Origin of the sequence: Candidatus Cloacimonas acidaminovorans str. Evry, assembly GCF_000146065.2 — a bacterium.
Lineage (GTDB): Bacteria > Cloacimonadota > Cloacimonadia > Cloacimonadales > Cloacimonadaceae > Cloacimonas > Cloacimonas acidaminivorans.
The window spans coordinates 1,415,714-1,436,275 of the sequence record NC_020449.1 but is presented as its reverse complement, the minus strand read 5'-3'; the positions used below and the strand labels follow the sequence as shown (position 1 = coordinate 1,436,275).

Annotated in this window: 17 protein-coding genes and 1 tRNA gene; 3 read left to right on the top strand and 15 right to left on the bottom strand. The window is 36.5% G+C overall.

All coding sequences use genetic code 11. The features are described from left to right. Positions 1 to 10: 10 nt before the first annotated feature. From CLOAM_RS05855 to CLOAM_RS05820, 8 genes are read right to left on the bottom strand one after another with little or no spacing between them, the layout of a single operon-like run. Entirely contained in the window at positions 11 to 2,059 is a 2,049-nt protein-coding gene (locus CLOAM_RS05855; protein ID WP_015424956.1) for a penicillin-binding protein 1A, read from the bottom strand. Beyond that, positions 2,056 to 2,580, bottom strand: coding sequence for a Gx transporter family protein (locus CLOAM_RS05850; protein ID WP_015424955.1), 525 nt, complete (start codon positions 2,578 to 2,580; stop codon positions 2,056 to 2,058). Before CLOAM_RS05850 ends, CLOAM_RS05855 begins: the two co-directional genes overlap by 4 nt. After that, positions 2,577 to 3,293: an ABC transporter ATP-binding protein gene (locus tag CLOAM_RS05845; protein ID WP_015424954.1), complete on the bottom strand. Its 717-nt coding sequence runs from the start codon at positions 3,291 to 3,293 to the stop codon at positions 2,577 to 2,579. The genes CLOAM_RS05850 and CLOAM_RS05845 overlap by 4 nt, the downstream gene beginning before the upstream one ends. Further along, positions 3,280 to 3,636, bottom strand: a complete 357-nt coding sequence (locus tag CLOAM_RS05840; RefSeq protein ID WP_044279238.1) for a VanZ family protein — start codon at positions 3,634 to 3,636, stop codon at positions 3,280 to 3,282. Before CLOAM_RS05840 ends, CLOAM_RS05845 begins: the two co-directional genes overlap by 14 nt. Beyond that, the gene (locus CLOAM_RS05835; protein ID WP_015424952.1) at positions 3,633 to 4,298 is read right to left on the bottom strand and encodes a DUF3108 domain-containing protein; all 666 of its coding nucleotides are present in this window, start codon (positions 4,296 to 4,298) and stop codon (positions 3,633 to 3,635) included. Before CLOAM_RS05835 ends, CLOAM_RS05840 begins: the two co-directional genes overlap by 4 nt. A 35-nt stretch (positions 4,299 to 4,333) precedes the next feature. After that, on the bottom strand, positions 4,334 to 5,599 hold the full coding sequence (locus CLOAM_RS05830) for a hemolysin family protein (protein WP_015424951.1): 1,266 nt from the start codon (positions 5,597 to 5,599) through the stop codon (positions 4,334 to 4,336). Between the two features lie 2 nt (positions 5,600 to 5,601). Next, on the bottom strand, positions 5,602 to 6,066 hold the full coding sequence (gene ybeY / locus CLOAM_RS05825; protein ID WP_015424950.1) for an rRNA maturation RNase YbeY: 465 nt from the start codon (positions 6,064 to 6,066) through the stop codon (positions 5,602 to 5,604). Beyond that, the gene (locus tag CLOAM_RS05820; RefSeq protein WP_232502658.1) at positions 6,059 to 8,155 is read right to left on the bottom strand and encodes an HD family phosphohydrolase; all 2,097 of its coding nucleotides are present in this window, start codon (positions 8,153 to 8,155) and stop codon (positions 6,059 to 6,061) included. The genes ybeY and CLOAM_RS05820 overlap by 8 nt, the downstream gene beginning before the upstream one ends. A gap of 635 nt (positions 8,156 to 8,790) precedes the next feature. Between CLOAM_RS05820 and CLOAM_RS05810 the strand changes: the two genes are divergently transcribed. Further along, complete coding sequence (locus tag CLOAM_RS05810) at positions 8,791 to 9,264, top strand: flavin reductase family protein (protein ID WP_044278995.1); 474 nt, start codon at positions 8,791 to 8,793, stop codon at positions 9,262 to 9,264. Positions 9,265 to 9,849: 585 nt separating this feature from the next. On the opposite strand, the gene CLOAM_RS05805 is transcribed toward CLOAM_RS05810, so the two are convergent. The 6 genes from CLOAM_RS05805 to CLOAM_RS05780 all read right to left on the bottom strand — a co-directional run bounded on the left by CLOAM_RS05805 (position 9,850) and on the right by CLOAM_RS05780 (position 16,810). Beyond that, positions 9,850 to 10,497 (bottom strand): hypothetical protein, encoded by a 648-nt coding sequence (locus CLOAM_RS05805; protein ID WP_044278994.1) that lies wholly within the window; start codon positions 10,495 to 10,497, stop codon positions 9,850 to 9,852. A gap of 10 nt (positions 10,498 to 10,507) precedes the next feature. Beyond that, entirely contained in the window at positions 10,508 to 11,167 is a 660-nt protein-coding gene (locus CLOAM_RS05800; protein WP_044278993.1) for a hypothetical protein, read from the bottom strand. Further along, positions 11,155 to 12,123 (bottom strand): hypothetical protein, encoded by a 969-nt coding sequence (locus tag CLOAM_RS05795; RefSeq protein WP_044278992.1) that lies wholly within the window; start codon positions 12,121 to 12,123, stop codon positions 11,155 to 11,157. The genes CLOAM_RS05800 and CLOAM_RS05795 overlap by 13 nt, the downstream gene beginning before the upstream one ends. A gap of 17 nt (positions 12,124 to 12,140) precedes the next feature. Next, positions 12,141 to 15,275, bottom strand: a complete 3,135-nt coding sequence (locus tag CLOAM_RS05790; RefSeq protein WP_015424944.1) for a T9SS type A sorting domain-containing protein — start codon at positions 15,273 to 15,275, stop codon at positions 12,141 to 12,143. 228 nt (positions 15,276 to 15,503) lie between these two features. Further along, on the bottom strand, positions 15,504 to 16,529 hold the full coding sequence (locus CLOAM_RS05785) for a PorV/PorQ family protein (protein ID WP_015424943.1): 1,026 nt from the start codon (positions 16,527 to 16,529) through the stop codon (positions 15,504 to 15,506). A 194-nt stretch (positions 16,530 to 16,723) separates the two neighbouring features. After that, positions 16,724 to 16,810 (bottom strand) — tRNA-Leu (locus CLOAM_RS05780). A gap of 329 nt (positions 16,811 to 17,139) precedes the next feature. Here CLOAM_RS05780 and CLOAM_RS05775 point away from each other — a divergent pair. Together CLOAM_RS05775 and CLOAM_RS05770 are read left to right on the top strand one after the other, a co-directional pair. Continuing rightward, positions 17,140 to 17,319 (top strand): winged helix-turn-helix domain-containing protein, encoded by a 180-nt coding sequence (locus CLOAM_RS05775; RefSeq protein WP_015424942.1) that lies wholly within the window; start codon positions 17,140 to 17,142, stop codon positions 17,317 to 17,319. Positions 17,320 to 17,575: 256 nt separating this feature from the next. Then, positions 17,576 to 18,025 (top strand): GNAT family N-acetyltransferase, encoded by a 450-nt coding sequence (locus tag CLOAM_RS05770; protein ID WP_015424941.1) that lies wholly within the window; start codon positions 17,576 to 17,578, stop codon positions 18,023 to 18,025. A 235-nt stretch (positions 18,026 to 18,260) separates the two neighbouring features. Here the strand turns inward: CLOAM_RS05770 and CLOAM_RS05765 are convergent, their stop codons facing one another. Beyond that, positions 18,261 to 20,393: a FlgD immunoglobulin-like domain containing protein gene (locus tag CLOAM_RS05765; RefSeq protein WP_015424940.1), complete on the bottom strand. Its 2,133-nt coding sequence runs from the start codon at positions 20,391 to 20,393 to the stop codon at positions 18,261 to 18,263. Positions 20,394 to 20,562: the final 169 nt, after the last annotated feature.

Below are 20,562 nucleotides of genomic sequence, written 5' to 3'. Positions count from 1 at the left end.
TTCCTTCATATTAGGGATTTTCCCAACGGGTGGGATAATAATTATAGCTTAAAGTATCGGAACGAGCAGGCGGAATATTATCCTCAATAAAGTATTCTTCAATGCCATATTCCGAAACAAAACCGGTTTTAGGATTGATAGTTCTCTTCACAATTTTATCCGGAACTACAAAACTATAGCGGGGATCATCACTTTTAGGTAGGCGTCCTTTATTTTCGTTACGAATTGCCTTGGTCATAATTTGACCCCAAATAGGAGCACAACTTGCACTGGCAGAAATGGCAGCATTGTTATCAAAGCCGTTCCAAATGCCTAAAGTATATTTACGGTTAAAGCCAATAAACCAAGCATCACGATGATCACTGGAAGTTCCTGTTTTTCCTGCTGCCTGCCAATAATAATTGTTTCTGGCAGCAGCTCCCGTTCCGGAAGTGACTACTGATTGCAGCAAAGAGGTCATTATAAAAGCAACTTGGGGAGTGGTAACATCATATTTTGCAGTACTACTGCGTTCCAGAACTTTTCCATTTACATCTTCCACTTTGGTAATAAACACGGGTTTTGTGCGGAAACCGTTATTGGGAAAAGTTGTGAAAGCGGAAATCAGATTGATAGGGGTAACTTCATAAGCGCCAAGAGCAGCTGAATAGTCCTCTGCTTTGGCATCAATTCCAAAACGCCGAAAAGCATCATTAACAACATCCAGTCCGAGGTCCATAACGGTTTTAACTGCCCAAACATTGTAAGAATAGGTGATTGCAGTTCGCATTCTTGAAGGTCCGTAATATTTACGGCTGAAATTTTGAGGAGTCCAATCCTTTCCATTGCCCCCTGTTAAAGTTATAGGTGCATCGTTAATAACTGTAGCTGGAGTATATCCCTTTTCAATTGCTGCCGTATAATAAGTTGGTTTAATAGCACTTCCGGGTTGTCTTTTTGCCTGAGTAATGCGGTTAAATTTACTGTGCGTGAAATTTCTGCCTCCAAGCATCGCTAAAACCTGTCCGGTACTATTTTCCATTAATAGGATACCACCTTGCAGATAACGGGTATTGATATCCACACTGTTTTTAGGAACACTGTCATAACGCATAGAAGCAGGATAACCTTTTTCAACATTAGAAAGATAGCGATTCAAAACAGAATCGGCATAAACGGAAAGGTCAACATCCATTGGAGTGTAAATCTTTAATCCGCCTTCAAAAAGTTTTTCCGTGCCATATTTGCGTTCCAGATACAAACGAATATGTTCAATGTAATAATCAGTAGAATATTGTTGCAGAGAACTACGGTCACCTGTTATTTTGGAAGCGACTGCCTCATTATATTCTTCCTGGGTTATTTTTTTTGCCTTCAGCATCTTTCCTAAAATCATATTCCGTCTTTCAATTAATCTTTCGGGGTGTTTCGCGGGGTTATAATAATTGGGACGTTGAATCATTCCCACTAATGCGGCTGATTCTGCCAAGGTTAAGTCGCGTGCATGTTTACCAAAATAGTATAAAGAAGCTGTTTCCACACCGTGAATTTGTCCGCCCCAAAAGATTTTATTGAAATAAATCTCCAGGATTTCATCCTTGGTAAATTCCCGTTCAATTCTTAGTGCTAAAATAATTTCCTTCAGCTTGCGTGAAAGGCGTTTATCTAAAGTAAGAAACATATTGCGTGCCATTTGTTGTGTGATAGTGCTTGCACCTTGCGAAAAATCCAGACGCACAATATCTACAGCCAAAGCACGAATATTACCTAAAATATCAATTCCGAAATGATGATAGAAATGTTTGTCTTCCGTAATTATTAGAGCATCTATCAGATATTGGGGAAGTTCTTTTAGGGAAACCAGCTTGCGTTTTTCAAAGGCAAAAAGATAAACCATTTTACCATTTCGGTCATAAACCTCAGAACCAGAACGGAGAGTATAATTTCTCAGTTCACTGGTGGGAGGTAAACTATCGTGGTAAAACCATAAAGCGCCTACAAAAATACCTGTAATGAAGCAAAAGGCAAACCACAGATATTTCAGGACGCTATATAATTTCTCTTTAGTGCTGGCTTTCATCTTTCTTTAATTTCGGCTTTTTCGCTTTTCCTGTCTATATATAAAGTTAAGTAAGCAATTATGCTACCGCTAATCAAGGCAATTGAGAGCAGGATTGGTGTCAATACAAAAACTTTATCACTGTGAATTAAAATGGCACGAACCATAGCTAACTGTGTAAGATTATGGGCAATAGCTCCACAAATACTGATGCCGTAAATCCCAAGTCCCAAATGCAGACAACGCACTAAAAACATAACAATAATGGCAGAAATACCTGCAGTTAAAGATAACAAAGTAGAAGGACTGAGCAAAGTGAGGGTAACAATTCCACTTAATATGGTTTTACTGATGTTAACTATAAATGCTTCTCCAATTCTATTGTGACAAATAAGATAGAGAATAACGATATTGGAAAAACCGACTCGCAGAAAAGGAAGAGGCAACATTCGCATTATAAGGTCTTCCACAATATGAATAGAAGCTGCTAAAGCCGTGTAAAAAGCCAGTTGAGTGAGTTTTGATTTATTGTGGATATTCATTGTAAATATTCTTGCACGAGGGGATTAGGTGATTGGTATAAGTCACTTGTTTTTCCGTTGAAAATAACCCTGCCTTCATTCAAAAATAAAACCTGATTGGCAATTGTCTGAATATCTTTCAGTTCATGGGTTATGGTTATCAAAGTAGCGGAAGCAGTTTCCACAATGCGGGTGATGTAATACATAATTTCTCGGGAAGTAATAGGGTCCAGTCCAGAAACAGGTTCATCAAAAATAATATAATTCGGCTCATAAACCAAAGCTCTGGCAATGCCAATTCTTTTGCGCATGCCACCACTAAGCTGGGCAGGATATAGGTTTACGGTATTTTCCAGTCCAACCATTTGCAGGCATTTATGAACCCTATCTTTAATCAGAGCGGTATCTTTTTCTCCGCGTTCATAAAGTGGCAAAGCAACATTTTGCAGAACGGTAAAGGAATCAAGTAAAGCAGCATTTTGGAAAACCATCGCAAAGCGTTTTTTAGTTGTTTTCCTTTGGTCTTCCGAAGAGCGGTGAATATCTATTCCATCAATAACTACACTGCCGGAAACAGGAAAATAAATGCCCAGCAGGGTTTTGATTAAAACAGTTTTTCCGCTACCGCTACGACCCAAAATAACCAAATTATTGCCATTATCAAGCGTGAAACTGATATCCACCAAAATTTCTCTATCATTCAGAGAAACGCAGAGCTTTTCAACTTCTATCATATTTATGCAGGTAAAATAAAAAGCCGATTATGATTCCGGTAGAATTTGCCATAAAATCATATAGGGAAACATCGCGCCCAGGAATAAAATTCTGATGGTATTCATCCAAACCAGCAAGCAACAAAAGAAACACATAAATTAGGATGACAGTTGTTAATTTCCAGTCCTTAAATATTAGCCAGTATCCAAGCAAACAGCCCAAAATAGCATAAATACCTATATGTTCCAGTTTATCAAAACCGATAATATTTACGGATGGAATATGTTGAGAAGGCAGAGATGATAAAATCCAGATGAGGCAAAACCAAATAAGAGTGGGGTAAATAGTCCGAAAGAATTTCATTTTTTGATATTTACCAATTCCCAACAGGACGAGAGTCCTTTCTTTTTAAAAGTTGCTTTCACGGCGTATTGATTGTTATAAACCCACAGGTTCAGTTTATTATTTTCCTGCAGCATATTGAAGGTTACCATATCTATATAGGGCATCTTTTTCTCTGTTAAATTATGGAAAGTAATTTCATAATGTCTTGCAGGATATTTACCAAGCGGTGTATCAACTGTTTCAGAAGCGAGCTGAACAACTTTTGCCTGCCAATTTATACCGTTTGCATCAATAGGATAATTTCCCGTTTGCACTCTTCCAGCTATAATTTCTGCCAGAAAAGAATAGACATCGTGGCTGTTTTTAGCTATAGAATATTGGATAGTGCTATTATCCGATAAGCGAATCATAGTTGCTTGAGAGCTATTATGATTGTAGTTTACAATAACTTTATCATTAACATTTTTTTGCCGGATAACCCGGGTATAGGTTATGGGCTGATAGGAACCGTTATGTTCAATCCGATAAATATTGTTTATTTGAGGGGATATAGCTGTTTCTTTTAGGGATTTGGCTTTTATTTCTATAACCGGTTCATTTTCACTAATTTGGATACTTATATCAACCAGTTTAATTCCTAATGCCTTCATATAGTATTCTGCAGTTGTTGCAATTAGCATACTGTGCCAGAGTAAAAATAGGGTTAAAAAGTATTTCAGGACAATTCTCCCGGCTTGATTTTCACCTGAATTTGTTTGATGCTTTTCTCATCTGCATCCAAAACGGTAAATTCCAGTTTATCATCATATTTGGCAGTTGCGCCAATAGCAGGAACATTATTGAAATAAGCAAGCAGAAATTCAGCTATATTATCATAGTCCTCCACCGAGATTTCCGTTGAAAAATCCTCATTAAACTGTCGGACGCTGAAATTTCCGCTTATAATATAGGTATTTTCATCTTTTTTAATCAGTTCCGGAATTTCATCTTTATCATATTCATCTCTGATATCGCCAACTATTTCTTCCAGAATATCTTCCAAAGAAATTATACCGCTTGTGCCACCATATTCATCAACCACAACTGCAATCTGTAATTTTTTCTGTTTGAACTGATTTAGTAATGCCTGCACTTTCATATTTTCCGTTACGAACCATACGGGACGCATCAATTCTTTAATAGTTTTCTTTTCGGGATACAAGAGCAGGTCTTTTACATAAATAATGCCGACAATTTCATCTATAGTGCCGCGATAAACGGGAATTCGGGAATAACCGCTGTCAATAATAACCTGTTTCAGTTCTTCAAGGTCTTTGTTTTCTTCTATAGCGGTTATTTTTACTCGTGGCACATAAATTTCTTTTATTTCCGCTTCTTTAAATCTGAAAAGACCTACCAGCATTTTCTTTTCGTGTTCTTCCAAGCTGTGACTGCTGCTTTCGGATTGCAGCAAATTATGAAATTCCTCATGCGTAAATTGCGTTCCTATATATTGGTCTACAGCTTTCCTTTTGGAAATAAGTTCGCTTATTTTTTCCAAAACCCATACAGCCGGGAAAAATATTATGCGAAATCCCAGCAGTGGCAGGGAAAGAATTTTACTTAAACTATCCGCTTTGGAAAGAGCAATCAGTTTGGGGGTAATTTCTCCTAAAAACAAAATCAGAATGGTAGTAATTATAATTTGGACTGTTACTACCGATGATTCCGTATAACCGTATTTAGTTCCGATTTGTAAAGCCAGCAAAGTTCCGAAGGAAGAAATTGCCAAGTTTACAAAAGTATTGCCTAAAAGCAAAGTTATCAGTAACTGTCTGGGTTTGCTCAGTAATTTTATAATCCTTTTTGCGCTGCTTTTATTGTTATTTTCCAAGCGTTTCAGCTGAATGCGTGAAAGCGAAAAAAGAGCCGTTTCCGAGCCGGAAAAAAAAGCTGATAACGCAAAAAGGACAATTATTATAAATGCCTTACCGTCATCCACTGCTATATTTCACCTTGTGTCTGTTTTAAATAATATTCTTCTTTTTTGTTCATTTTTTCTGCATCTGCACTGCGGATATGATCGTAACCAACCAAATGTAACAGACCATGTATCAAAACAGCGCGATATTCTTCTTCTAAAGTTCTAATTCCCTTTTGCTGAAAAAGCCGTTTTATGTCAATAATAATATCACAAATACGCACCGGTTTGGCGGAAAATCCATCTTCCTCATCCCTTTCCTCAATTGCACAAGCGGGTAAATCTGCAGTAATAAAACTTAAAATATCGGTCGTTTCATTTAAACCCCGATAGCGTTTATTGTAATGTTTCATCGTTTCACTATCCACTGTTTTAACGCATATCTGATAACTATGTTCAGGGTCTTCCTGAGAGCATATCAGTTCTGCAATTTTTTCCTGTTCAGATTCCGGAATTATTGTTTCGCCGATTAATTCCAAACTATTCATCTTTTTGTGCTTCCGGATAGTCCAGTCGTTTCCTATAAATACTTTCTAAAACCGGAATAAAGCTCTGTTTCACTATTTTCAGGTCTTTCATAGAAATCGGTGCTTCATCAAACTGTTTTTCTTTCAATAAATAAGTTATGGTATCATCAATAATTTTGGCGATATCTGTTTCGCTTTCAATTTCTTTGGCTTTAGTAGTGGATTCCACAATATCCGCCAGCATCACTAAAGCTGCTTCTTTGGTTTGAGGGCGGGGACCAGGATACCTATAGGCATTTGCATCCAGTTCTTTTCCTTCTTTATTTGCCTTTTCATAAAAATAGCGAATTATCATATCGCCATGATGTTGCATTATAATATCTATTACCGGTTGGGGGATTTTGTATTTTTTTGCCAAAGCAATGCCTTCGGTAACATGATTACGAATCAACTGAGCACTTTCATTCGGTTCAATCTGGGAATGAATTTCGCCGGAATCTTCATTATTTTCCGTAAATATTTCGGGATTGATTATTTTGCCTATATCGTGATAATAACTTCCTACCCTGGCTAAAAGAGGATTAGCTCCAATAGCTTCAGCAGCATGTTCTGCCAAATTTCCTACTACCAAAGAATGATGATAAGTTCCAACTGCCTCAGTTGCCAGTCGTTTAAGCAGGGGATGGTTAAAATCCAAAAGTTCCAATAGGGTCTGTTTTGTTGCCCTGTTCCACTTTTTTTCATAATAAGGAACAATCAATAAAATACCGGTTATACTTAAAGATGCCGAAATAAATGCATAACCTATTGAACGCATTATAGTTATTATGGAATCTCTCTTGTAAATTCCCAGGCATATAATTACAACTAATAAAGAAATAAGTAAATATAACCATATCATCAGATATTCATGCCACACTTTTTGTCGCCGTAAAATTAACAGACAAATTATGGTAGATAATAACATTATTACCGGAGTGAATGTTTCCCAATTCAGGAAAGGACTTATTACCAATATATTACAAACACTGTAAAGAAGTCCGAATTCAAAATTGACTAAAATCGCTCCCGCTATGGCAATCATTGCAAAAGGAATTATCAGATTACTGCCGGAAAGAACAAAATTGCTGAGCACCGTTAAAATAACCAACACAATAAAACCTAAGTTTACAGGCAAAAAATCCGCTACCGGTATCTTTTCTTCTTTGCTTTGAACTCCGTAATAGTGATTTGCCAGAAAGATAACCACGAAGATAAACATCAGCAAACCGAGGGATAAAAACATTTCCTGCAGAGGCGATTTGCGGATTTTTTGACGCTTATATGCCTCTTGCAAGGATTCCAGTTTCCTAACTTCTTCCTCTGTAACGCGGGAATTTTTGCGGACAATAACTTCGTTTTTTAAGACCATTCCTTCGCTTGGCTGAACCGTTTGCAGGGAACTTTGATTCAGTTCATTCAGCTTTTCTTCGTTCACAAGCAGATTGGGCTTGAGATACTGTTCCGTAAATTCACTTACAAAGGTTTTTGCTTCGGGAAATTTATCAATCAGTATCTCCTTTGCTTTTTCCCGGGGAAGAAAATCACTAAGAGCTCTTTTTTCCGGGTTGTCATTTTGCCAAATGAGGATACTATCTTCTTCCAGCGATTCATAAATCCCTTGATTGTATAAAGTTCCCAGTTCACGCCGCAGAGATTCGTAAATTTTATCCCGCAAAGATGAACGCAGAGTAAATTCAAGTGCTTCGGGAGAAAAGGAATAACCGGCGCGTTTTAAGTCCGAAGCAATTTTTTCCCAATCGTCAGTTGGCTCTATTGAACATAAAACAGCATAAATATTATCCAGATTGCTAATTGCTTCAAAAAGCGGCTCTTCCGAAATTTCGTAGGGCTTATCAACCTGGGAAAGCACCTGCTCTTTTTCTGCAGCCAACTCTTGAGGCGATTTGAGAACAGGAAAATCAAAGGGAGCAATTATCTCCACTTCCGAAACCTGTCCTTCTTTCAAATTATATTCAGGGTAATTAACCCGTCCAACGGCAACTATCTGGTAAATGCCAACGATTATTAAAGCCGTTACTATGCAATAAAGTATGTATTTAGAATTCATAATTTTAACTTTTTTACAATATAGCTTCTCTGTCAAGTGTCATTTTTCCTTTGTGTTTATTTTTGCTTTCTGCCTGCTCTCTCTTTTATTTAATAACTATGAAACAATTAGGTAACGATGCAGTAGCTTTATTACGGCAATGTTACTTGAGTGTTACTTTGGTGTTACGGTAGTGTTACGGAATCTATTAGGAAAGGACTATGAATAAGTAAGTTAAGCGCTTACTTTTTTACCTCTCCCTGGTAACACATATTTCACAGATAAAAATGCACACGGACTTCGTATCTTTCGTAGTTTAAATAGCACACGGATTGCGCTGATTTCGTAGATTTTTTATTTGATAAGCCATTAATTTATAACTTGTGATGACTTTTTGTGTAGCCGGAGGATGCCGTTCCTCCCCAAGAAAAAATTTTTTAATTAGCGGAGCTCCGTCTACACAATTTAATTCCGGGGGTTTTTTTATGGCTGTCAACATACCGAAAATCTAAACTTTAACAACCCTCCAAACTTTCTAAACCTTTTTTTCTTTTCTCTTTTTCTCATTGTGAAAATAGGTTCTTTTTTTTTTGTCTTTGTAAGAAGTAAAATTTGGAATATTATATCAATAAAGACATTTGAACTAAGGAGAAACTATGATTCAGCTCTCAGAGCTACCTGTAAGTTATGGTAAAATCCATCTTCCGGCAAAAGTTGCATTGGTTGTAACCCAAAAACCCGAAAGCGGATATAATTTAATTACCATTGAATGGTTTATGAGAACTTCTCTACAACCACCGATGTTTGCAATTTCAATCGGCAAAACAAGATACTCTCACGAATGTTTGGAAGCAAACAGATACTTTAATTTAGTTTTCCCTTCTCTGAAAATGAAACCTCTTTTAACTTTATGTGGTTCCAATTCAGGCAGGGATATGGATAAATTTGCCGTGGGCAAAGTGGAATATATTGCAGGTAAATTGCATAAACTTCCGGTTTTGAAAGATGCTGTTGCCTGTTTTGAATGCGAAATTGTTTCCCAAATTCGCAGCGGAGATCACACAATTTATATTGGAGAAGTGCATTATTGCTGGCAAAATCCTGAGGAAGAACTGTTCTATTATCAGTAAGGATATTAAACCAAAACACTTCAGGAAATGAAGAATATATAAAATAAGAAAACCAGGAAAAACTTGGTAATTTAAGGTTTATTTCTTTGCAAAAGCCCGAAAGAGCAAAACAATGATAGCGATGGGTGTGTGAAACCCTCGGGAAAAAAGGTTGAGAAGGTTGAGAAGGTTTAGAAGGTTGAGATTTCATCAAAGCCCGAAGGGCGACACAATGATAGCGATGGTGGCGTAAGCCCCTCGGAAAAAAACTACGACTACGACTTTTCTTTTTTTCACCGGGTTAAAACCCGTTGTTAATATCTGTCGTTCCTCCGGAACTCTTTTCCCCAATAAATATAGTTTTGTCGGTTCTTTTCTTACCACCGGGTTAAAACCCGTTGTTAATATCTGTCGTTCCTCCGGAACTTTTTTCCTCTATCTGCTTAATGAATATGGAAACAATATTCACCATTTCTACTGGTCGTCACGAGTCCTCCTTGCCAAACAAATTTGATTATTGGCTAAAAGTTATTTCGGCAGTGACGACTCCTGACTTAATTCTTTCTCAATTAGCAATTCTACATTCTTCATTCGTAGTAACAAATATTACCAGTGGTAATTTATTTGAAGTATCGGGGTTTTATCTTGCAAATTAAAAGATAAATTAGCTTTTTTGGGTGGAGCTGTCCACCTTAAAACATCAATTGTACTTACTAAATGATTTAAGATTAATATCCCTCCGGCAACAAGAGCATAATTATCATAATCCATACTCCGATTACGGATTTTGTTATATTCACTTCTATGGTTGGAACTGTCCCAATACCAGTATTTATCATTTCCATAGGCATTTTCATTAATATATTGCTGTTGACTTTCCGGATCATCAGGATATAAATTCATAGCTGTTTGACGCACCCAATTATTATAACCACCGGCATCAAAACCACTGCTTTCATAGCGGGCTAATTGTTTATAAAATTCTTCACTATAACCATCCGGATTCAAATGGGCAAATTTAATGGCATATTCATAACATTCCTGTTCCAAGACCTTGCTTTCGCTATGAAAATAATAAATAGAGCCAATTATAACTGCTTCTGCAGTAAGCATTGCATAGCCATAATTTCTGTTAGAACTGATTTGAGACCATCCTGGAACGGCAAAAGATTTTAAAGTTAAAATTCCTCTGCTTTGAGCAAATAGCGATGTAGAAAGCAGAATAATTAAAAGGAAAATGCCAAAACGCTTCACAGTTATTCTCCTAAAATTCAATTTGATAATTCAGCATTGCACCGTTTGCAGGTAAAGGAGCTAAATAAAATTCTCCGTGTTTCTTTTTAGATAAAATGGAACTATCTATAATACTGATACCTCTGTTCAATAACATCAGCCCCAAAGCAAGCTGATTATTCATTTTGGTTTTCTGATGCCGTTTACGGAGATTTTTATATTCTTCCCATTTTTCTTCGCTTTGCCAGCTCCATTCTTCATTGCCTTGATAAGTATTGGCCGAAATGTATTCCGCAAAGGATTCAGGGTCATAATTATAAATTAAATAATAGTTGCGAGCCATCATTTCCTGAATATCATTGTAATAATCGCTATTAGGATAATTTTGCACTGCCTGATAGTGCTCATCAGGCATTCCGTAAGGCACTCCGGCATAAAGTTCAGCAAATTTCATAAAGTTCTTTTTCTGCATCTCTATTTCCCGACCAGTGGCAATAAAAGCATAAATATTAATTAAATCCACACCCATTAAAGTAGCACCCCTTGTATTATGCCCTAAAAGCAATTCACCTGTTCCCGGTAAAATTAAAGAAGAAACAGGATACACAAATTTGGGCAAAGCTAATAAGGGAATTATTCCCCATAAAAGCAGAAGAATTATAAGACATGTTTTCCGTTTTAAAAAGTCCACTTCAACCCCAACATCGGTGTTACATTTCCCAAAGGCATAGCAGCATAGAAATTTAAGGCAGGAACTGATTGAGAAATGTAATAACGGTTAAAATTGCGGGTAACCCTAATGGCATCAAGTCCTGCTGCTAAATGATTGAAAGCCAAGCCCAAAGTGAAAAAATGTGCCATACTATAAGAGTCCTTAGCGTCGTTACGCATTTTAATATAGGTCTGACGCATTCTGCTCATTTCATGGTCATCAATAGGGATAAGGGTTTCAGTATCATTACCCCATAAAGGATAATTTCCAGTCCAGCGCATATTGGGACTATCATTTTCTCCATCAAATTTCCAGCGAATAGAATCACGCACGCCTGATTCATTGCAGGCAAAACGATAATACCAATCCATCCAGCCAAAAACATATTGAGGGTATTTACCTATGTCTTCATAAAAATGTTGAGAATTTGTCTTATCCAAGCGAAAATAGCCGTTATCATAAATATCATGTTCGTTTACACCTATCAGAATTGCCTGAATTTCATCTTGCCTACTTCTATCATACCGGAAACCCGTTATTTTAGTTCCATCTGGAGTAATATAGGTTACAATTTCGCCAGTGGCATATTTTTCGTATTTTTTGGTTTTATCTTTGCCTTGGTTATTGAAATAAACAAGTCCGCCAATTAGTCCAATTTCCAGAACCGGGAAAATATAGGTTGTAAGAACTGTCTTATTGGCATAAAATTGACCTGCACCAGGAACCAGCATAGACATAGCCATAGCTAACTGAGCATTTTTCCGGTTGTAGTTTATTTTAATTAAATCGTTGGTAACAACAGAATCCCGCATTGCATTCTGCTGTTCTTCTTCTGTTTGATTTAGCCATTGGTCAATATCGGTTTTGGGTTTTTCCTGAGAGAAAAGGCAAAAGGCAAAACCGGCAATAAAAATCAGCAGGATAAATTTCTTCATTGCTAACCCCCTAAAAATCATTTCTCTACTGCAAATTTGAGGTGTTTCGTGGAACCGTTATTTTCCAGAACCATAATATAGACCCCGGAACTAAGTCCTAAAGTGTTTAATTCAAAATCCCTCGGGTTATTATTGGATTCGGGAATAATCATCTTTTTTACCAAAGTTCCGCTAATATCATAAAGATGGAGTTTTGTTTCTCCGAAATAATTTTGCAAATTAAGCTTATAATATGGCTTCCGCACAGGATTGGGATAAATATAGGCAATTTTTTCCGTTGAACTGATACTTTCATCTCTGAAGGCAAAAGTGGCACATCCGCTTGCTCCATTTCTGTAACCGGCAAAAAGAATAGGGTTAGTGTCAATATTCTTTTTACTGTGAATAAATAACCTTCCTGTGCTATCAGGATAATACCAATTCAGGATTTGCTGTTCCGGTTGGTAATATAAATAATCGTTCTTTTTATCTTTATTTACGGATAAACACATTTCCGGAACTATTCTTCCCATTTTATCTATAGCTAAATAACCAGTTTCCGCTAAAGGATAGAAGAGAATTTCGGCAGAACCGTTTTTTAGTGCAAAAGGAGTTTCGCAGGGAGAAATTGTTTTCGGAGCAATAACCGGAAAATGAGTTAATTTTGTGCCATCCGCTTTTAAGGCATATTGTTTGTTACCGATACCAAAAAACAGAACGGGAGAAATATCCCCTAAAGAGGAACAGGCAAGTTGACCAGGTTTTTCCTTGCTATGATTGGCAAAGATTAATTCCAGACGGTTTTGATAAATCCGATACAAATTGCCGCTATTTGCCATTACAAAAATCATCTCAATGGTCTTGTCAGGATTAGTGTAAATAAGCAGTTCAATATTGCCACAAGGTTCAGGAAGTGTAAATTCATTGAACTTATCCAGATTGTCTAATGTTAGAGTAGCCAAAAAGTCCGTTCCTAAAACTATAATTGTATCATCATAACCGGCAATACACTTGGCACCTTGCAAACCGATAAAACTCTGGATGGCGAAGTTTTTCACTGCATAAATGCAATCTTTTGTGGTTACTATTAATGTATTATTTACAGGTAAAGGGGTAGTTGTAATAGAATCAGGAAAGGAAATCTGGTGAAAAATAGGCGTATCTAAAGACCAGTCCACTAAAACCAAGGTATTTTGTTTTGCCCAAACCAATTCAAAATAGCCATCAGTATTGAGGTCTACCTTTTGCAGAGGATAATCTGAACGCGGAAAATTTGTAACAAACTCGCCTATAATATCCTTCCATTCATTATCCCAATAACTGAGCAGGAACATTTTGTTATCAATAAGCACAGGAATGTTATCTTCATTGAATCCTGTTTTTATAATCGGACCGATAATAAAAGAACTGGCAGAATAATCAAAAATCTGAGTGGTATCAAAACTACCGCTTTCTACCTTGAAACTCATTTTTTTTGCCGGATTGCCGATTTCTTTCAGATGATATAAACCAGGAACATTGAAACTATCTACCAAAGGTGGTTTAGTAACAGCTGTTAATTCCGGTTTCCAAGGTTCCTGACTCCAGTTTACAAATAAACCGTTGGTATCCAAAATGGGTTTATACTTATGAAAATATTCGTACGGAGTTCCTGTCCAATACATAGAATAGTCACTACCCAAATCCGGAAGTCCATCTGCTTCAATTACGGAAACACCTCTGTGGTAAAAACCGGTATTAACGGTATTGGCATCAAAATTACTTGTCCAATTGCCACTGCTATCTGTTTGCCCTTCATCATATAAAATAGCTTCATTGATATGCCAGACAAGTATACCGCCTCCGATTGCTGAACCATTCGCTTTCATAAAAGAAGGCAAAAGATAGTCATATTCGTAAGTTGGAGGTGGGGGTGAAATATCTTCAAAAGGAGTAGGATAGAGAATAACTCGTCCATCCAAAGCTCCAAAAACAGCTGTGCCTCCATCGCCATCAGGGTCTACATTGCGGTTTTCCACTAAAATATACTCTTTGCTATTTAAGGGAATTTTATAAATATGAGGAATAAGATCATTTCCATTTTGCATAGCACTGATAGCAGATAAGGATAATTCTGTCATTGTGTTAAAATCAGGGAATTCTTTTAATAACCCGCGTTCCAGATAACTATCCCGAAACATCAAATTGCGGGAAAAAGCTCCCGGTAAAGTTGGTAACGCACCTTCCACATAAACCAAATCTCCATTATCCAGTTCATCTATTAAAATGCCTGAACCACCACTATCCATAATATCAAACACACCAACCATCGGAGAAGAATTATAAACATTATACAAATCCACCATTCCTAAAGAATGACCGAATTCATGAGCTATTACTGCATTCAAGGCACCGTAGCCACTGTGAATTATAGTACCGTTTTCTTCATTTTCATAAAAATCCTGGGAAATGGTTTCGGGAACATTACAGGAATGTGAAATCAGGACTGTTCCATTATCTACTACTGCTTCTTTACCATCACCAACCTTGATAAAAAAGGATGGCAAATCTGAGGGTGTATTGCCCATAATATCATGTTGCCAATCCGAACCAGAATGAATAATCATATAATGTCCATAGCTGCCAAAATCAATTTCTTCATCTATGCTATCAGCTGTCTCCAAAGCGGTTTTGAAATATTCTTCCATTCGGCTGACAAATAATTCGGAACTGGCTCCCGGAGGATTATAGTAACCCATACTTTGAGGTAAAGTATAGGCAGGTATATTTTTGGGATAGACATCATAATGAAGCTCATAAGCACCGGCAGAAACAGCTAAATAATAATATTTCAATGCTTCCAGATTTGCCTCAAAATATTCTCTGTTATGTGGAGGTGCACCAACAGAATAAATATAAGTTGAATCAGGTTCTAATTGAAATTTTCCCTTACCTGTAGTATTGGGATCATCTGGATATTCTTCTGCAAAATCCACCAGGATAACCAATAACCGATTAAAATTTGTTTTATCCTTTTTAAGCAAGTCCTGCCTAAAATTATACTGAATTAATTGATTTTGATAGGGATGCTCTGCCAGCTTCTGAAACTGCTGCCCTTTTTGCAAAAACATTTTTTGTGCCGATAACAATGCCGCTACCAGCACAAAAAAGATCAGGATAGTATTCTTTTTCATAATTTTATTGGGAATGTTGAAGTCCTCTTCAACTGTAAGTTGGTAATCGTTTGCACCTTCATTATTTTATTCCCAAGAAATATCTTCACTAGTGCAAAGGACTCATAACAACTTTATGATCATATTACCGTGAAAATTAGCGGTAACGAAGTAATTTTGGGGAATTTGAACGATGAGGACATCGTTCTTCCGTTGTCTTTGAACGAGGGAAATATCGTTCTTCCTATGTTAGAACTCAAAGCCCAGAGAGAAGATTTTATTATAATTAGTCATACCCCCTGCAGGAACCATTGCAAAATCAAACCCCAGCTTATACCGTTTACTGAATTTGTATTGCACACCTACACCAAAACTGGCACCTTCAACCTCACCAGCTTTATCAGAGAAATATCCTCCCCTCAAAGAAATCAGATTCAGGTAAGTATATTCTGCTCCAACTCCATAAATTGTTTCATCAAAATACTTCCAGCCAGTAATAAATCTTTCGTAGAGAGGATCCTCATTTGCCAATATTTTACTCATTTCCGCAGTTGCAATTAAACGTCCCATCGGGTTATCAAAAATTTTATAACCCAGCCCGGCTCTGAAAGTCAAAGGAGCCGGATCAGATTGCTCTTCATCAATATATGTAATATCCGGACCTATATTTTGCAAGACAACCGAAGCATTCAGATTATCTACAACTACATCTTTGAATAAAGCACCTACATCAAAAGCAAAACTGAATGCGGAACCTTCCGTTTCCGTTAAACCAGTTCCAGGACCCAGGTAAGAGTATAACAATTTAAAGTTACCTCCCAATCCAATCTTTTCCGGAACTACTTCATAACCGTAACCTAAAGCACCGGCAACTTCATAAGTATGAAAATCGCCGAGCTCAACATTTTGAGCATTGGTTTGAGGTTGTGTTCCTTCATCCAACCAAATAATATGGGCATTGATGTTACCAATTCCATAAAAATAGTTATTAAAGCCCAAATATTCGTAGAAGATATCATCAACCCCAGAACCTTGTAACCAGGGTATGTGAGTTGCCGCAATTTGGGTTTGTTTATTAAAAGCTGTAGCTCCAGGATTCCACCACATTGCATAAGCGTCATCTGCAATGGCGGAATAGGCACGTCCCATAGCATTGGCACGAGCTCCTGGTTCAAAGGTTAAGAATAACATTGTTGCCTGGGAAATTCCAGACAAGGCAAAAGGCAGAATAAGCATCAGCAATACGCTGAATACTATAGCGTGGCGCTTAAACATTATACCTCCACAGGTTTTGTATAAAAAGTTTCAGGTTTAAAGAAATATCACCCGAAGTGTAGGATTTGATTTTATATAATCTAATCTGCGAGAAATAAATATCAGTTTAGATTATGCCTCTTCTACAGTCAACTACATTAGTTTAGGACTTATCCCTATAGCAAGTAAAAGTTTTTTATCTCCTCAAAAAACTTTGGTGCCGAAGGCCGGAATCGAACCGGCATGAGCTATTGCCCGGTGGATTTTGAGTCCACTGCGTCTACCAGTTTCACCACTTCGGCATACTATTTTGCCCAAAAAAACAAGCTCGGTTTAACTGTCAAGTAAAAAGGCATTTTGCACAAATAGATAAATTAATTCGCTAAAAATAATATAATCCTTTTACCCCAAAAAGCAAATTCACTGCTACAGCAGAGAAACAAGCAAGCTGAGAATTGCTTTGACATTTTTACATCATTTCACAATCTTGCGTTTCATAAGATTTGTAATAATTCAAGGGTTTATAATCTGTATGCAAAAGGAGAATAAAATGCTAACTACACTCTATGTGAATAACTAATAATGAAGCAGTTTAACGGAACCGTTTTTTGAGGCAACTGATGATTATCAGATGATATTTTTAGTAACGCATAACCCAAAAATAAGATATAGTGAACTGGCAAGAATTACCGGCAAAAGCGTTGCAACAATTAAAAGGTTAATTAGTAAGCTTAAAAAGGATGGCTTAATCAAACAAAGCGGTTCTCCCAGAGGAGGAGAATGGATTTTAACAAGGGATGAAAATAGCTGAAAAAATTAGAGATTTCATTATGCATTTAAGTCGCCTAATTTCTCTATGGTATAAAGCAGATAGAATTTAAAATGAACCATACAGTAAAAATAGTTGATAAATATCTTAATTAATTGGATTGCAGAATTCTGATTTAGCAAATGCTGAAAAGTATAAATTCATTTAGCAACCTTCAGTTTCTTCAGCAAAGAAAGAATTTGTCAATCCATTGTTCTTCAACTGCATTATTCGTGTTAAAGTAAAAAGGAATGTAGTTATGCTAAATTTACAGGTTATATACAAACCAGATGAGTTACCGGAAAACATTTCGCAAAAGGATTTGGTAGATTTTCTATATACGCATTTGGAAAGTTTCGGGGATGCACCTTCAGCCATTAACAAAGCCATTGATTATGCCTTTTCAACGGAAAAGGGGAAAGGAGGATTCCTCATTTTGGCTTTTGCAGAAGATAAACTCTGCGGAGTTTTAGTAATGAATAAAACAGGGATGGAAGAATATATTCCCGAAAATATTCTGGTATATATTGCTGTAGAGAAATCAATGCGCAATATGGGAATAGGGAGTAGTATATTAAAAAAGGCAAGGGAAATTGCTGATGGAGATATCGCACTTCATATAGAATATGACAATCCGGCAAGGCATCTTTATGAAAGATTCGGCTTTACTTCCAAGTATGCTGAAATGCGTTGGCAGAAAAAGGATTAACAGTTTTACACCTTACTTTGCTATCAGCAATATTAGTGGTTAAAGATCAATGGTCTGATAATCCATAAATACCTAATTTGCAAGTCCTAAAAGCACTTATAAAGCGGGAAAGTTATATCCTGATTGAAATACTAAAGCATTGCTTACCCAATACGGATGCCATTAGCAATGGGTAAGCAATGAGTGAGTAATGCTATTAGGGAAGGCAAAAGTTATGCTAAGGTAAGAGATTGTCCTAATGCAAGATAGTAATTTTTTTAGTCCAAGAACTTCCTGAGGCAAAAAGACGCAGAATATAATTTCCGTTAGCTAACAAATTTCCTTTTTCATCTCTACCATCCCAGAAAAGGTCATAATTACCGCTATCTTTGGTTTCATTTAAAAGCGTTCTTATTTTTTGCCCTTTTATATTGTAAACTTGCATTAAAACGGGAGATTTTGAGGGAATTCCATAGAAGATTTTAGTGCCTGAATCAAAAGGATTGGGAGCAAATGAATAAAATCCTGCTTTAACAGGTATGGAAGGTGTTTGATTTCCGTTATCGTTTATTTCTATAACAGCCGGTCCATAAAACGAATTATATCCATCGTAATCTACAATTTCCAGCCAGTAATAGTAGATATTATTGGAAGTAACCTGGTCTGTATAGGTGTATATTTGTAAATGTGAAGAATTCGTTGCCGGAATAAGGTAATTGAGATTACTGGCTGTGTTCAAATCTGATTGAGTAGCACGGTAAATATAATATCCCATAATATTTGTTTCGGATTGAGTTACCCAAGTTATTCTTACAGTGGAAATACCAATTTGTGTTAAGGAAAAAGAACTTAAAGTTACAGGCAAGGTATCATCTCTTTCTTTACCGATATAGTAATATACATCTTCTTTGGCATTGGGGAAACTATGTGCAATAAAGGAAATCTCTCTGGGATGAGCAGGATTCCAAATAGTGTTCAATGGTTCATTGCTGTTTGACAAATATACTTTTGGGAAATTATGAACATTCCAGTTGCAGTTATCATCCTCATTTTCACTCCAGTAAAAGGTTACTTTTTTAGAACCATTGAAATTCCCTTTAAGATACCATTTGCGGTTAACATACTCACCATTATTCTGAAAAGGAAGAGAATCTGCCAGAAAATTATACATCAGAGTACCGTTTTTGGGAATAACGGTTTTTTTTACATCGGGACTATAAAAACCATCTACTCCTTGAGGTAAAACCGCGTAATTAATATCTCCTTCAAGGAGTTCCAGAGTAGATATAACTGTTATAGGGTGAGTTAAAGTTACACCTGCGGGATTATCAAAAATAATGTCATTTACAGTATAAGCAGTTGGCGTTGGGTTAAAATCTCCGGTTTGCTGATGTTCGGTGCCATTAAAAATGTAGTTACTATTACTGTTATAATTTCTTGTTCCTACCTGCACACTGCCTTTATTGCCAGTAGAACAAAAACCATCAGGATTAGCGGTTGCAATAGTAGAACCATCTTCCATAGAAAAAGTTCCTGAGCCATACCATGCTTCCTTGATAATGGATACATCAAAATATAGTGTAGTTCCGCTATGAACCAAAGCTGTATATATAAGTTTTATATTTTTACTTAAGGTTATGCCTGCAGGATTATTAAAATCTATACCCAAAACCTGATCCGGTGTCTTCATTCCGGTTATTTGAGGTTCAGTTCCATTATAAATAAGATAAATTTGGTTAAAGCTGATATCGCCGCTGCAATTTAGTGAGCCGTCTAAACCTTGAGTATTGGCTGTAGCAATGATGCTTCCGTAATTAGTAGTAAAAGAACAATTGCCTGTTATGGAACCCTGATTTCCAAAGTTAATTCTTCCATTAGAGTTTATATACACATTACAATTATTAGGAGCTGAGGAGGCGATAATACCGTTGTTTTCCAGTATTCCTCCATGTACTTTTAGGGAAGAAGAACTGCTATTTGCTGTTATAAATCCATTGTTAATTAATTTTGAACCGCTATATGTTTCAATTACTCCAATTTCACAATTTACTGAGGGATTAATGGTTAATATAGCTCCCGAGGCTAATTGCAATGTTCCTACTATAACAAGACCCCCTTCAATAATCATAGAACTGTTCATAGTAACTGTCTGGTTTGATATATATATTGTATTTACAAAAGGGGAAGAGGGAAGTTGTGTTGCATCAATCCAACCAATACCATTATAGCATTCCCATAATTCAAGGGTTTCAAAATTTCCGCCCCATTTTGTTCTATAATCTCCTGTATTGTAACAGAATAAATTAGTTGCAGCTATGGCAAAAATTGCGATAGCAATCAAGCATTTGACACAATAATGTCTAATTTTCATATTGTTTTTGTAAGGCATAATGTAACCCCTTGATCTATACAGTGTTAAGATAGAAATTAAATAGATAATTTAAATTCAAACCCAAACTTTTTAATGGTGGCATAGTGTCAATCATTTTTATGTTTTATAGGGGTTAATTGTTTGTATATAAATAAATAACGAATAAAAGTCAGATATTATACTGTGA

Bases quoted from the DNA above. Each gene is read 5' to 3' on its own strand.
- CLOAM_RS05855 (WP_015424956.1), bottom strand. From the start codon at position 2,059: ATGAAAGCCAGCACTAAAGAGAAATTATATAGCGTCCTGAAATATCTG.
- CLOAM_RS05850 (WP_015424955.1), bottom strand. From the start codon at position 2,580: ATGAATATCCACAATAAATCAAAACTCACTCAACTGGCTTTTTACACG.
- CLOAM_RS05845 (WP_015424954.1), bottom strand. From the start codon at position 3,293: ATGATAGAAGTTGAAAAGCTCTGCGTTTCTCTGAATGATAGAGAAATT.
- CLOAM_RS05840 (WP_044279238.1), bottom strand. From the start codon at position 3,636: ATGAAATTCTTTCGGACTATTTACCCCACTCTTATTTGGTTTTGCCTC.
- CLOAM_RS05835 (WP_015424952.1), bottom strand. From the start codon at position 4,298: ATGCTAATTGCAACAACTGCAGAATACTATATGAAGGCATTAGGAATT.
- ybeY (WP_015424950.1), bottom strand. From the start codon at position 6,066: ATGAATAGTTTGGAATTAATCGGCGAAACAATAATTCCGGAATCTGAA.
- CLOAM_RS05820 (WP_232502658.1), bottom strand. From the start codon at position 8,155: ATGAATTCTAAATACATACTTTATTGCATAGTAACGGCTTTAATAATC.
- CLOAM_RS05810 (WP_044278995.1), top strand. From the start codon at position 8,791: ATGATTCAGCTCTCAGAGCTACCTGTAAGTTATGGTAAAATCCATCTT.
- CLOAM_RS05795 (WP_044278992.1), bottom strand. From the start codon at position 12,123: ATGAAGAAATTTATCCTGCTGATTTTTATTGCCGGTTTTGCCTTTTGC.
- CLOAM_RS05790 (WP_015424944.1), bottom strand. From the start codon at position 15,275: ATGAAAAAGAATACTATCCTGATCTTTTTTGTGCTGGTAGCGGCATTG.
- CLOAM_RS05785 (WP_015424943.1), bottom strand. From the start codon at position 16,529: ATGTTTAAGCGCCACGCTATAGTATTCAGCGTATTGCTGATGCTTATT.
- CLOAM_RS05775 (WP_015424942.1), top strand. From the start codon at position 17,140: ATGATATTTTTAGTAACGCATAACCCAAAAATAAGATATAGTGAACTG.
- CLOAM_RS05770 (WP_015424941.1), top strand. From the start codon at position 17,576: ATGCTAAATTTACAGGTTATATACAAACCAGATGAGTTACCGGAAAAC.
- CLOAM_RS05765 (WP_015424940.1), bottom strand. From the start codon at position 20,393: ATGCCTTACAAAAACAATATGAAAATTAGACATTATTGTGTCAAATGC.